The following is a 13,145-nucleotide window of genomic DNA, read 5'->3' as shown; positions in this document are numbered from 1 at the left end:
GTCTATGCTTCTTCTCCCTTGGGCCCCTTAAAGTAAAAGGTGCTGCCCACGCCGAGTTTCGATTTCACGCCGTAATCGAAGCCGTGGAGGTCCAGAATGTTTTTGCAGATAAACAGGCCCAGGCCCGTGCCCACCACTTGTCGCTCGTGATTGTCGCGGCCTCGGTAGAACCGCTCCCAAATTTTGTCCCGGTCTTCGTCGGCCATGCCGCGGCCGTAGTCGCGGACGCAGTAGGTGATGTGGTTTTTATGCTCGATCATGTAAATGTCGATCTGTTTTTTGTCCGTGGAATAGTTCACGGCATTGGTAATGAAATTATAAATAACCTGGCGTATTTTGTTTTCGTCGCAAACCATGGTGCCTTCCCCGTGAATGGCGAAGGTGTAGCCGGTGCGCTCCAAGTTCTTAAAGCGACAGAGGACGTCTTTCGTCAATGCCTTCAAATCCACCGGCTCCGAATCCAACTGCCCCAGCCCGGATTCCACGCGGGAAAGATCCAAGAGGTCGTTGACGAAATGAGTGAGGTAATCCGTCTCTTCCAATATGGTTTCCACGTGTTTTTCCCGAAGTTCTTTGTTGTCTCCGGAAATGTCGCGGATCATTTCGCCGTAGGATTTAATCACCGTCAGCGGCGTCTTGAAGTCGTGGCTTACATTGGCGATTAAATCTTTGCGCATTTCCAGGGCGTCGGTCAGCTCCCCGGTGGCATAGTTCAGCGTCCGCGCCAAGTCATTCATTTCCGTGTAGTCCTGCTCCTTAAACTGCACGTCGTAATTGCCCTGACCCAAGGCCCGGGCGGTCTTTGCCATGTCGGACAGAGGGCGCGCCAGTCGGGAGCTTAGATACAGAGACAGAATAAAGGCCAGAACCAAGGAAATGGTGCTCACGATAATCAGTTGATCTTTCAAAATCTCCACCGTGGAATCCACGGGATCCACATTGGTGGACACGGCGAGGAAGTATTTTTCCCCCGCCTCCACGCCCAAATAGGAGACGTACAAAATCGACGAAGACTCTTCGTTTTTGTAATCGTTGACGTAGGTTTCCTCGGTTTTGTCGTTTTTAAGAAGCGGCTGAAAGTAAGTAAAGAAATCTTCACCGCTGATCATGGGCTGATACATATAATCCAGGGGGTTTAGAGGAAAGACCAAACCGCCCTTTTCGTTGTAAACCTGCAGGCTCAAATTTTTCTCAAAGCTGTAGCGAAGCAAGGTGTCTTCGAAATCCTCCTTACCGAAGCGGGTGGTGACCGCGCGGCCGACTTTTTCCGTGTCGCGAATCTTCATGGATTCGTAAAAGGAATTGATAAAGACGATTTGCAACAGCCACAGAAGGATCAAAATAAACAGAGCCATGCCGGAAAAGTACATCAAAAACTTGACGCGGATGCTCTTTTGATCCACGATGGCGTCCCGGGTCACGATTCGGAACCCTCGCCGACAAATTTATAGCCCACGCCCCGCACGGTGACGATGTAGTTTCGATAGGGCTCGATGCTGTTTCTGAGCATTTTAATGTGAGTGTCCACGGTGCGGTCGTCGCCGTAAAAATCGTAGCCCCAGACTTTATTTAAAAGCTTCTCGCGGCTCAGAGCGATGTTTTCGTTTTCGGCGATAAAGACCAAAAGGTCGAATTCCTTCGGCGTCATTTCCACCGGAGACCCGTCTACATAAACTTCCCTGCCGTCCAGATCGATGGAAAGCCCCTTGAATTTCAAAGCGTGGTTTTCCTTCACGCTGCTGTTGCGCTTGGCGATGACCGAGAGGCGGGCCATAAGCTCCTTCGGCGAAAAGGGCTTCACTACGTAATCGTCGATGCCGATTTCAAAACCGTAAAGCTTGTCGTACTCTTCCCCTCGCGCGCTGAGCATGAGAACCGGTATGTCTTTGTCTTTTTTTATTTCTTTATAGGCGCTGAAGCCGTCGAGGCGCGGCATCATCACATCCATGACGATGACGTCGAAATCTTCGCCCTTGCAGAGGTCCACGGCTTCCATGCCGTCTTCCGCTTCCACCACTTCATAGCCTTCGAATTCCGCATAGGTCCGTATGACTTCTCGAATCTTCGCTTCGTCGTCTACGACTAGTAATTTGTACATAGGCACCCCTTTCCGATACCTATTATACTATAGATTTCCCGGAAAATTACTTGGAGGCGTAGATTCCCTTTTTCGGGAAGACCAGGCGGAAGGTGCTGCCGTGGTGGAGCTGGGATTTCACGTCGATGGTACCTTTTAAGCTATCCACATTGTGCTTGACGATGGCGAGACCCAGTCCCGTGGATTTTTCGTTGTAGCTGCGGGATTTGTCCACCATGTAAAAGCGCTCGAAGATGCGGCGCTGATCGTCGTAGGAAATGCCGATCCCCGTGTCCTGTATGGTGACGACGAATTTGTCGTCGGCCTTTCCGTCCAAGACGATGCGCACATTGCCCCCCTCCACATTATAGACGATGGCATTGTCCACCAAATTGGCGATAAGTTCGCGCATGAGGTCGGGATGGGTGTATAGCCGATTGTCCCGATCCGGTTGAAAGCCCAGGTGGATGCCCTTGGACTTCGCGTCGGGCTCGTAGCTCTTGATCACGTCCTTCACCAGGACTTCCATGTCCACGACCCGGTACTCTTCCGGTCGATTCTTTTCTTCCAAACGGCTCATGGCGATGACTGCGTTGATCAGCTCAAAGAGCTTTTGCGATTCGCCGATAATAATGTCCAAAAACTTGTCCCGATCCCCTTCCGCCACCATGCCGGAGCGCAAAAGCTCGGCATAGCCGGAAATGGAGGTCAGGGGCGTCTTTAATTCGTGGGTCACATTGGAGGTAAATTCCCGGCGGCTTCGCTCGGCCAGGCTTTGCTGGGTTTCGTCGATCATCAGAATCAGCATGCCGTAAAACTCGCCGGCGTCGTTAAATATGGGATCGAAGAAAAATTTAATGACTACGCCGTCCATGGCGATTTTTTGTACATCGTCCTTGCGATTGTCAAAGGCCCGGGAAAAGGCCTCGTAAAAATGCCGCTCACGACAGAGGTATAGGAGATCTTTCCCCTGAAAATTAATGTAGAGGGACGCATTTAAAAGCTTCACCGCCGCTTCGTTAATGGAGAGGATCTTTCTGTCCTCGCCCAGAAGGATCACGCCCTCCGTCATGTTTTCCACCATGTCGATCAGCCCCGTAAGGCGGGAGGACAAGCTGTCCAGCCGATGCTTTTCACGCAAGGCTTCTTTTTTCAGGGCTTCTTCATAGGGCGCGTGAACGGGGCTCAGCTCCAGTTTAAACTCGGGGTCTTTCAGATAGCGACGGTAGTTTTGTATAAGGAAAAGACCTTCCTCTTCTTCTTTCTCCCTGCGGTAGAGGATCAATAAGTAAAGGGCCGTGCCGCCGCATAGGGTGGCGATGACCGTATAGGGCAAGTAATGGAAAGTGGCGGCCATCATGCTGTCGTGGCTCATCACGGTTACGAGCACGCTTTTGTCCTCAAAGACCGTGGTTTGAATGTAACCGGTTGCAAGAAAGCTCTTATCGTAAATATGCCAACCGGTGCTTTCTTTCATTCGCCGCGAGCTCTTTCGAGCGTAGTTCACCATGGCGTCAGTTTTCTTGGATAAGCTATTGGAATAAAGCACCTTTCCCCCACTGTTTAAAAAGACAATGCCGTCGTCATTGTCTGTATCCCAATGGTTCAGACGACGAAGGCGATCGGATTCGTCGCCGTCTTTTTTTAATTCCGCCGTCAACGCCTCCATCTTTTTTTCATTAAAACGAATCCCTCGATTGTGGTAGTCGAGGGATACGGCTATTTGAAATATAAAGGCGATGACAAAGGCCATTAAAAAACTGAATCGTCGTATCTGTTTGTTCATTCCTTATATCCTACTTTGTAGCCGATGTTTCGAACGGTCTCAATGAGCGATGCCTTGTTCTTCAGCTTGTGGCGCAAGGAAGCGATATGCACGTCCACGGTGCGGGACTCTCCTTCGAAGTCGTAGCCCCACACCTGGGCCATAATCATCTCCCGGTTCAAGACGATGTTTTTGTTCCGGAAAAGGTAATACAAAAGCTCAAATTCCTTGTAAGTCAATGTAATGGGCTCGCCGTCTACGAGCACCGTGCGCTTCTTTTGGTCGATGACGACGCCGTCGATGGCGATGTGCCCCTCGTCTTCCTTGGGACGGGCGCGGCGCAGCACGGCCTTGACCCGGGCCACCAGCTCCAACACGCTGAAGGGCTTGACGATATAATCGTCGGCGCCTCCATCCAGGCCCACGATTTTATCCAGCTCGGAGGATTTCGCCGTAAGCATAATGACGGGAATATCTTCCGTCGACGGGTTGTCCCGTATCCGCTTTAAAATCGTCAAGCCGTCTTCTCCGGGAAGCATAATATCGAGAAGAACGAGGGACGGCAGCTTTTCGCTCATGGCGCGGAAAAGTTCTTCGCCGGAAGCAAAGCCCTCCACGTCGAAATCGCTATTTTTTAAAGCATAAACGATTAAATCGCGAATGTTGCCTTCGTCTTCTACACAATAAATCATATTACACCCCGAAAGATTCTACGCCTAAATAGTCCTTGTGATGGCCGGTCAGGGAGAAGATTACCCATTCGCCGATGTTTTGTGCGTGATCGCCGACCCGCTCCAGGTATTTTGCGATTTGCAACAGATCCACCAATTCGTGGGGATCCTCTTTTTGTTCCCGGAATTTGTCGATGATCTCTTCGCGAAGTTGCAAAAATAAATCGTCCACCACGTCGTCGTGATTAATGCATTGGGTGGCCAGGTCTTCGTCGTTGGTGATAAAGGCGTCGATGGCCATTTTGATCATGGCGGTGGATTCGATAAACATGCGGGTGATCAAATCCGTGGATACGGACAAGGGCTTTTCGTCCATGGTCAGGGAAATTTCGCAAATGTCCTGAGCGTGATCGCCGATCCGTTCCAAGTCCGTAATGATTTTTAATGCGGCGGAAATAAAGCGTAAGTCCCCTGCCACCGGCTGTTGCTTTAAGAGAAGCATGAGGCACATGTCTTCGATGCGGCGCTCCATGCGGTCCACGTCACGGTCATTTTTCGAAACGGTCACGGCGAGATCCTTGTCTCTTTCCTCCAAAGCCTTCATGGCGTCGGCCACGGCCTGTTCCACCTTGGCCGCCATTTTGATCAGCAAGGTATTTAATTCGTCCAGTTCTAAATCGTATTGTTTTCTCATGCTATCCCCCTATTATCCGAAACGACCGGTAATGTAATCTTCCGTCCGCTTGTCCCGCGGATTGGAAAACATCTTTTCCGTCTTATCCATTTCAATGACTTCGCCTGTCAGGAAAAACGCCGTCTTATCAGACACCCGCGCCGCCTGTTGCATATTGTGAGTGACCATAACGATGGTGTAATCCTTCTTTAAATCCTGTACCAATTCTTCGATCTTTAATGTGGAGATAGGATCCAGTGCCGAGGTGGGCTCGTCCATTAAGAGCACTTCCGGCTCCACGGCCAGGGCGCGGGCGATGCAAATACGCTGTTGCTGACCGCCGGAAACTTCCGTGGCCCGTTGATGCAGCTTGTCTTTCACTTCTTCCCAAATGGCAGCGCCTTTTAGGGACCGCTCCACAATTTCGTTTAACTCATTTTTTCCTTTAATGCCGTGGGTTCTGGGGCCGTAGGCGATGTTGTCGTAGATGCTCATGGGAAAGGGGTTCGGATTTTGAAAAACCATGCCCACCCGCCGTCTGAGCAAATTCACATCGTAGCCGGAATCGTAAATATCCTTGCCGTCCAAGAGCATATGCCCTTCGATGCGGCAATCCTCCACCAAATCGTTCATGCGGTTTAAGCATTTCAACATGGTGGACTTCCCGCAACCGGAAGGACCGATAAAAGCGGTGATCTCATTTTCCTTTATATCCAAATTGATCTTCTTTAACGCTTGAAAATCACCATACCACAAATCCACATCGCTGACTAATAGTTTGGTCTCACTCATTTAATTGCCTCCTGCTAATTTCGAACCGATAAACGAACTGAGTGCGTTGATTAAAAGGGTCAACAGGATCAAGATAAATCCCGTGGCAAAGGCCTGATCCACAAACAATCCTTCCGTAGATAGCACATACATGTGTAGGGAGAGGGTCCGCCCGGAAGAGAGCAAGCTCTTGGGCATGTCTGTCGTCGTCCCCAGAGTAAACATTAATGCCGCCGTCTCGCCGACGCAGCGACCGATGGCCAAGATGACCCCGGACAAAATCCCCGGCACCGCCACGGGCAGCACGACGCGAATAATGGTGCGCAGCTTCCCGGCGCCCAGGGCGAAAGAGCCGCTACGCAAGCTGTCGTTGACGGCGATTAAGGCTTCTTCCGTGGAGCGAATGATCAGGGGCAAGATCATAATCGACAGAGTGAATACCCCGGACAAAATCGAGTAGCCCAGCTTCAACGCCACGGAGAAAAACAGCATCCCGAAGAGGCCGTAGAGAATGGACGGTATCCCCGACAAAGTTTCCGTGGTAAGACGAATCACTTCCACCATGCGACTTCCCTTCTTCGCATACTCCACCAGATAAAAGCCGGTGAAGACGCCGAGAGGCGTGGCGATTAAAAGGGAAAGCACGACGACGATGAGGGTCGTGATGATGGCGGGAAACATGGACACATTCTCCGTGGTATAGGTTTTTTCAAACATGGCTCCGTTAAGATGAGGAACCCCTTTAATGACGATGTAGCCCACGAGAATAATTAAGACGGCAAAGGTAATAAAGGCCGCCCCGAGGATGAGGCCGCGAACGATGGCCGAACGTGTTTTCATTACTTCATCCTCCTTTTGACTACATTAAACAGTAAATTGATGAGCAGAATAAAGACAAAGAGAACGACGCCGGTGGCGATCAATGCCTCCCGATGAGCGCCGGTGGCGTAGGCCATTTCCAACACGATATTCGCAGTCATGGTACGGGTGCCCATCTTGATGCTTTCGGGCACGATGGGCTGGTTCCCCGCGATCATAATGACCGCCATGGTCTCTCCGATAGAGCGACCGATGCCTAAAATAATCGCAGCCAGAATCCCCGACTTCGCCGCCGGTACCACGACGCGCATCAAGCTCCGCTCGTGGGTAGCGCCCAGGGCAATGGAGCCTTGGTAGTATGATTTCGGTACGGAGCGCAGAGAGGATTCCGACAGGCCGATAATCGTGGGCAGGATCATAATCCCCAAGAGAATCGACGCGGTAAAGACCGTCATCCCCGTGCCGCCCCACCAACCGCGAACGATGGGCACGAAAACCATCAGACCGAAGAAGCCGTAAATAATCGACGGAATTCCCGCCATTAAATTGACGGCGGGCTTAAGAAATTTGTAAAGCCTGTCGGGACAGTAAAATGCCATAAAGACGGCGGTTAACACCCCGATGGGCACGCCCACGATAATGGAGCCGATGGTGACGTAGACGGAACCGACGATCATGGGCAAGATCCCGAAGGATGCCGGCGACGCCGTGGGCTTCCAATCCGTTCCCATTAAAAACTTTGCCGTCCCCGTTTCCAAAATAAAGGGCACGCCGTTTTTAAAAATAAAATAACAAATGACAATAATCGAAAATACCGATAAGAGGGAGCAGATTAAAAATATGATCTCCCACGTTTTTTCGAAACCTTTTGAGTGCATAGTCCTCCTCCTTTTCACGGCTACTTTATCAAGGCATTCTTAGGAATAGATATGGCTTTTGTAAAATCTATGTAAACAAAAAAACAGGTGTCCGTAGACACCTGCTGTGATTTTGTTTTATTTGGCGAGATCGCCCCAAGCGGTCATGCTGCCGTTGAAGATGTTTTTGATTTGTTCCATGGTAATGTCTTCGGCCGGATTGTCCTTGTTGACGATGACGGCGATACCGTCTTGTGCCAAGACGATGCCTTGGACATTGGCCTTTTCTTCATCCTTCAATTCGCGGGAGCTCATGCCGATTTGTGCCGTGCCTTCGGCGGCTGCGGTAATCCCTGCGGAAGAGCCGTTGGATTGAATTTGAATATTGGCGCCGCTGTTGACTTTCTTATAAGCTTCCACTAATTTTTCCATTAAGGGCGTAACGGAAGTGGAGCCGGCGACGGTGATTTCACCGCTGACGTTGCCGGGCTTGTAGTCTTCGGCCTGTTCATTCTTAACATAGCCTTCTTGTTCGGCGATGGCTTGGCCTTCCTTCGAAAGAGCAAAGTGAATAAAGTCGGCTTCCAAAGAGCCTTCCTTCGGTTCGCCCTTGGTGACTAAAAGGAAGGGACGGGCCAATTTGTAATCGCCACTTAAAATATTTTCAGCAGTCGGTTCAACGCCTTCCAAAGTCAGAGCCTTGACCGTGTCGTTTAAAGAACCCAGGGAAATGTAGCCGATAGCCGAGGGATTTCCTGCGACGGTGGTCATGACACCGTTGGTGGAGTTTTGTACCGTGGCCGATGCCGTGGTGTTGTCTACTTCTTCGTCCCCGTTCTTTTCCAAGAGACCGGTAATTTCGGTGAAAGCACCGCGGGTACCGGAGCCGTCTTCACGGGAGATGACGGCGATTTGTCCCAACTTGTCCAGATCGCCGCTTTCGCCTTCCTTGTTTGCATTGGCGGTATTGGCCGTATTGTTCGCAGCTTGATTGTTGCCGCCGCTGTTATTGCCGCCGCCGGAACAAGCTACAAGACTTAACGCCAAAAGGGATGCCCCGATGGCTAGTTTTACATTTTTCGTTTTCATCCTTTGATTCCTCCTATAAAAAAATCTTCATCAACTATTGCCATTGTATCGGTCGACCATTAAGCCGGAATCATTTCAATGTAAAGACGATGTAAATCTTTTCGGAGAATCAAATTACAAAAGCTCGTCGATGTCGCAAACAAACTCTCTCGGTTCCAAATCCGAGGGGAAGCGACTGCGCAAATGCCCCTCCCGGTCGATGAGGAATTTTTCAAAATTCCAGTGGATGGGATCGTCCCCTTCGGTTAAGGCGCGAAACAGCGGATGGGCATCGTCGCCGACGACGTCCACCTTTGAAAACATAGGAAAGGTAATGCCGTAGCGGGACGTAACGAATTCCTCGATAGCCGCCTCATCTTCCGGCTCCTGAGCCCCGAACTGATTGCAGGGAAAGCCTAAGACGACAAAGCCGTCGTCCTTGTAGCGCTCATAAATGCGCTGAAGCCCCTCATATTGATGAGTGCACCCGCAGAGACTGGCCGTGTTCACCACAAGCACCACTTGGCCCTCGTAGTCACTGAAATCGACGGTCTGTCCGTGAATGTCTTTTGCGGAAATCGAATACAAATTCATACAATCCCTCCTTCCCTTTAGTATACGCTAAATTGAACGCTTTCTCAATTTAAATGCAAGCATTTTCCGCCGTTTTTCCCTATTCTTGGCCTCCTTCCCTCTCTTGTATGCTCAAAGCAAATAATTCAAGCCATACAAAAAAGGACCAAGTCAATGACCTGGTCCTTTGTTTTGTTTTAAGAAATTAGCCGTTTAAACGTTCGTAGTTTTCGAAGCGTTCTTTGGCGTTTCTTTCTGCTGCTTCGTAAAGTGCTTCTGCACGTTCGGGGAACAGCTTCTTCAAGGACGTGTAACGAACTTCGCCTTCGAGGAATTCTCTGTAGGGTTTCGTCGGTGCCTTGGAGTCTAAGGTGAAGGGGTTCTTGCCTTCATCTTTGAGGGTCGGGTTGTATCTGTACAGGTGCCAGTAACCGGTTTCGACTGCTTTCTTTTCTTCAGCAATGGAAACGCCCATACCTTGGCGAATACCGTGGTTGATACAGGGTGCGTAAGCAATGATTAAGGACGGTCCGTCGTAAGCTTCGGCTTCCTTGATGGCCTTGAGAGCTTGGTTCTTGTCGGCGCCGATAGCGATTTGTGCGACGTAAACGTAGCCGTAGCTGGTCATCATGAGACCTAAGTCTTTCTTACGAACTTCCTTACCGTTGGATGCGAATTTTGCAACTGCAGCCGTCGGGGTTGCTTTCGAGGATTGACCACCGGTGTTGGAGTAGACTTCCGTATCGACGACCATGACGTTGATGTTTTCACCGCTGGCCAATGCGTGGTCTAAACCGCCGAAGCCGATGTCGTATGCCCAACCGTCACCGCCGAAGATCCATTGCGACGGTTTGATTAAGAGACGTTTCATGCTGTCGATGGAAGCCAAGAGCTTGTCAGCTTCAGCATTACCGGTCTTCTTGTCGAGCAAGGGAAGAATCTTGGCCGTAGCAGCCTTGGTTACTTCGTAGCTGTTGTAGTCTTCTAACCAAGCGTCGAATGCTTTGGCGATTTCTTCATCAGCGCCTAATTCCTTGAATTCTTCCATGTGTTTTTTGATGGTTGCTCTTTGTTGTTCGACTGCAACCTTCATGCCGTAGCCGTATTCTGCGTTGTCTTCGAACAAGGAGTTAGCCCAAGAGGGACCTTGACCCTTGTCGTTGGTGCAGTAGGGCATGCTCGGTGCGGAACCGCCCCAGATCGAACTACATCCCGTTGCGTTTGCAATCATCATGTGATCGCCGAACAGTTGAGTAATTAATTTGATATAGGGGGTTTCACCACAGCCTGCGCAAGCGCCGGAGAATTCCAGGTGCGGCATGTGGAATTGAGAGTTCTTAACGTTGTTTGCAGGAATCTTATCTTGTTTAGAGGATACGGTTTCTGCAAATTTCCAGTTGTCAGCTTGTTTATCGAATTCATCTTCGAAGGGAACCATGACAAGTGCTTTTTCCTTAGCGGGGCAAACTTGTGCACAGTTACCGCAACCGGTACAGTCGAGCGGGGAAACTTGAATGCGATATTCATAGCCTTCCAGATCTTTACCGTTGGGTTTTTTGGTTTCGAAGGATGCCGGTTTCTTAGCTGCTTCTTCTTCGTCTAACAGGAAGGGACGAATTACAGCGTGGGGGCAAACGAAGGAACATTGGTTACATTGGATACAGTTGTCGATTTGCCATTGGGGTACGTTAACGGCAATACCGCGTTTTTCGTATCTGGATGTTCCGGCCATAAAGGTACCGTCTTCCATGCCGACGAATGCGCTGACGGGAAGGTCATTACCTTCTTGACGGGTCATGGGAACGAGGATGTTGTTGATGAATTCCGGTGCGCCTTCGATTGCGTGGGATTCGGTTTCGGTTAAGTTAGCCCATTCCTTCGGATAATCGACTTTGTGTGCGGCGTTCATACCTGCATCAACAGCGGCATAGTTCATATTGACGATTTCTTCGCCCTTATGGCCGTAGTCTTTAACGATGGCTTCTTTTAACTTTTCAACAGCGACGTCTTCGGGGAGTACGCCGGACAGTTTAAAGAAGGCTGCTTGCATAACCATGTTGGTACGGTTACCTAAACCGACTTCGCCTGCGATCTTCGTTGCATTGAGGATATAGAACTTAATATCGTTAGCAGCGATGGAACGTTTCAAGCTTGCGGGAAGATTTTCTTCCAAGTCTTCAACATCCCAGGTGGTGTTCATTAAGAAGGTACCGCCTTTTTTGATGCCGCGGAGCAAGTCGTATTGGTGTACGTAGGATTGCTTCGAGCAGGAGATGAAGTCAGCGGATGTCAACAGGTACGTAGAGGTAATTCTGTTGGGACCGAAACGTAAGTGGGACATGGTAACGCCGCCGGATTTCTTCGAGTCATAGTCGAAGTAGCCTTGTGCATACATGTCGGTGCCATCGCCGATGATCTTGATGGCGCTCTTGTTTGCACCAACAGTACCGTCGGAACCGAAGCCCCAGAATTTACATCCGATGGTTCCTTCGGGTTCGGTGTGGATTTCTTCATCGATTTCAAGGGAATGATGGGTAACGTCGTCTACGATACCGACGGTGAAGCCATCTTTCGGTTCTGCTGCACGCAGGTTTTTGTAAACTGCCAGCATTTGGGAAGGCGTGGTGTCCTTGCTGCCTAAGCCGTAACGGCCGCCGATAATCAAGGGCATGTTGTCGCTGCCGTAGTACATGTCCTTAACGTCGAGCATTAAGGGTTCAGCTGCTGCGCCTTTTTCCTTGGTACGGTCTAAAACGGCAATTCTCTTGACACTCTTCGGCATAGCGTCGAGGAAGTGTTTTCTGGAGAAGGGACGATAGAGGTGAACCTTCAATAAACCGACTTTGTCGCCTTTGTCGTTTAAGTAGTCGACTACTTCTTCGATGGTTTCGGTTACGGAACCCATTGCGACGATAACGTCTTCTGCGTTTTCATCACCGTAGTAGTTGAACAGGCCGTATTTTCTGCCGGTTAACTCGGAAATCTTCTTCATGTATTCATCGGTGATGCCGATAATGTCAGTGTAGTAGCGGTTTGCAGCTTCTACTTCTTGGAAATAGATATCCGGGTTTTGTGCGGTACCGCGAACTTCCGGATCTTGGGGAGCCAATGCACGTGCTCTGAATGCGTTGACTGCGTCCATGTCGACGAGTTTTGCCAAGTCGTCGTAGTCGAGGACTTCAATCTTTTGAATTTCGTGAGACGTACGGAAGCCGTCGAAGAAGTGTACGAAAGGTACACGACCCTTAATGGCGGCTAAGTGAGCGACGCCTGCCAAGTCCATAGCTTCTTGTACGGAACCGGAACCGAGTAATGCAAAACCGGATGCACGAACGGCCATAACGTCTTGGTGGTCACCGAAAATGCTCAATGCGTGGCTTGCCAGTGCACGAGCTGCAACGTGGAATACGCCGGGAAGCAATTCCCCTGCGATCTTGTACATGTTCGGCAGCATCAAAAGGAGACCTTGAGATGCGGTATAGGTGGTGGTCAAAGCACCTGCTTGAAGTGCACCGTGTACGGAACCTGCGGCACCGGCTTCGGATTGCATTTCCTTTACAGATACTTCGTTGCCGAAAATATTCTTTCTGTGATTACTGGCCCAGGCATCAATATGTTCTGCCATCGGGGATGAGGGCGTGATCGGATAGATGCACGCTAAGTCAGAGAACGCATATGCCACGTGAGCGGCAGCTGTGTTCCCATCCATTGTTTTCATCGTCTTTGCCATTTCAACCTCCTAAATTAACAACATTTTCCTATATGTTAATTATATCAGTCATTACATTAATTTCAAGTCGTTGATCTAAGTATTCAGTATTTCAACACGTTAAAAAGAAAACATTATCGTTTCCTCTTTTAAATTTCTGCA

General features: G+C 49.9%; 11 protein-coding genes. All 11 read right to left on the bottom strand.

What is annotated here, in order from left to right; genetic code table 11:
* Positions 1 to 2: 2 nt before the first annotated feature.
* On the bottom strand, positions 3 to 1,421 hold the full coding sequence (locus BN7444_RS07115) for a sensor histidine kinase (RefSeq protein WP_245654205.1): 1,419 nt from the start codon (positions 1,419 to 1,421) through the stop codon (positions 3 to 5).
* Positions 1,418 to 2,098 (bottom strand): response regulator transcription factor, encoded by a 681-nt coding sequence (locus BN7444_RS07110; protein WP_068457674.1) that lies wholly within the window; start codon positions 2,096 to 2,098, stop codon positions 1,418 to 1,420. The genes BN7444_RS07115 and BN7444_RS07110 overlap by 4 nt, the downstream gene beginning before the upstream one ends.
* 46 nt (positions 2,099 to 2,144) lie before the next feature.
* On the bottom strand, positions 2,145 to 3,863 hold the full coding sequence (locus BN7444_RS07105) for a sensor histidine kinase (RefSeq protein WP_068457672.1): 1,719 nt from the start codon (positions 3,861 to 3,863) through the stop codon (positions 2,145 to 2,147).
* A complete protein-coding gene (locus BN7444_RS07100) occupies positions 3,860 to 4,534 on the bottom strand; it encodes a response regulator transcription factor (RefSeq protein WP_068457670.1) in 675 nt (224 codons plus the stop codon). Before BN7444_RS07100 ends, BN7444_RS07105 begins: the two co-directional genes overlap by 4 nt.
* 1 nt (position 4,535) lies before the next feature.
* Positions 4,536 to 5,207: a phosphate signaling complex protein PhoU gene (gene phoU / locus BN7444_RS07095; RefSeq protein ID WP_068457668.1), complete on the bottom strand. Its 672-nt coding sequence runs from the start codon at positions 5,205 to 5,207 to the stop codon at positions 4,536 to 4,538.
* A 12-nt stretch (positions 5,208 to 5,219) separates the two neighbouring features.
* Entirely contained in the window at positions 5,220 to 5,978 is a 759-nt protein-coding gene (gene pstB / locus BN7444_RS07090) for a phosphate ABC transporter ATP-binding protein PstB (protein WP_068457667.1), read from the bottom strand.
* Entirely contained in the window at positions 5,979 to 6,797 is an 819-nt protein-coding gene (pstA, locus tag BN7444_RS07085) for a phosphate ABC transporter permease PstA (protein WP_068457665.1), read from the bottom strand. It lies immediately after the preceding gene.
* On the bottom strand, positions 6,797 to 7,654 hold the full coding sequence (gene pstC / locus BN7444_RS07080; protein WP_068457664.1) for a phosphate ABC transporter permease subunit PstC: 858 nt from the start codon (positions 7,652 to 7,654) through the stop codon (positions 6,797 to 6,799). The genes pstA and pstC overlap by 1 nt, the downstream gene beginning before the upstream one ends.
* 117 nt (positions 7,655 to 7,771) lie before the next feature.
* On the bottom strand, positions 7,772 to 8,722 hold the full coding sequence (locus tag BN7444_RS07075) for a substrate-binding domain-containing protein (RefSeq protein WP_068457662.1): 951 nt from the start codon (positions 8,720 to 8,722) through the stop codon (positions 7,772 to 7,774).
* Positions 8,723 to 8,836: 114 nt separating this feature from the next.
* On the bottom strand, positions 8,837 to 9,295 hold the full coding sequence (locus tag BN7444_RS07070) for a glutathione peroxidase (RefSeq protein WP_068457660.1): 459 nt from the start codon (positions 9,293 to 9,295) through the stop codon (positions 8,837 to 8,839).
* Between the two features lie 184 nt (positions 9,296 to 9,479).
* Positions 9,480 to 13,004: a pyruvate:ferredoxin (flavodoxin) oxidoreductase gene (gene nifJ / locus BN7444_RS07065; protein WP_068457659.1), complete on the bottom strand. Its 3,525-nt coding sequence runs from the start codon at positions 13,002 to 13,004 to the stop codon at positions 9,480 to 9,482.
* Positions 13,005 to 13,145: the final 141 nt, after the last annotated feature.

It is taken from the genome of Peptoniphilus pacaensis (genome assembly GCF_900088125.1).
In the GTDB taxonomy this organism is placed as follows: Bacteria; Bacillota; Clostridia; order Tissierellales; family Peptoniphilaceae; genus Aedoeadaptatus; species Aedoeadaptatus pacaensis.
Note: the sequence above shows the minus strand (reverse complement) of the source record. Positions and strands in the feature narration are given on the sequence as shown.

Excerpts from the sequence above, each read along its gene's own strand:
- BN7444_RS07110 (WP_068457674.1), bottom strand. The coding sequence starts at position 2,098 with ATGTACAAATTACTAGTCGTAGACGACGAAGCGAAGATTCGAGAAGTC.
- BN7444_RS07105 (WP_068457672.1), bottom strand. The coding sequence starts at position 3,863 with ATGAACAAACAGATACGACGATTCAGTTTTTTAATGGCCTTTGTCATC.
- BN7444_RS07100 (WP_068457670.1), bottom strand. The coding sequence starts at position 4,534 with ATGATTTATTGTGTAGAAGACGAAGGCAACATTCGCGATTTAATCGTT.
- phoU (WP_068457668.1), bottom strand. The coding sequence starts at position 5,207 with ATGAGAAAACAATACGATTTAGAACTGGACGAATTAAATACCTTGCTG.
- pstB (WP_068457667.1), bottom strand. The coding sequence starts at position 5,978 with ATGAGTGAGACCAAACTATTAGTCAGCGATGTGGATTTGTGGTATGGT.
- pstA (WP_068457665.1), bottom strand. The coding sequence starts at position 6,797 with ATGAAAACACGTTCGGCCATCGTTCGCGGCCTCATCCTCGGGGCGGCC.
- pstC (WP_068457664.1), bottom strand. The coding sequence starts at position 7,654 with ATGCACTCAAAAGGTTTCGAAAAAACGTGGGAGATCATATTTTTAATC.
- BN7444_RS07075 (WP_068457662.1), bottom strand. The coding sequence starts at position 8,722 with ATGAAAACGAAAAATGTAAAACTAGCCATCGGGGCATCCCTTTTGGCG.
- BN7444_RS07070 (WP_068457660.1), bottom strand. The coding sequence starts at position 9,295 with ATGAATTTGTATTCGATTTCCGCAAAAGACATTCACGGACAGACCGTC.
- nifJ (WP_068457659.1), bottom strand. The coding sequence starts at position 13,004 with ATGGCAAAGACGATGAAAACAATGGATGGGAACACAGCTGCCGCTCAC.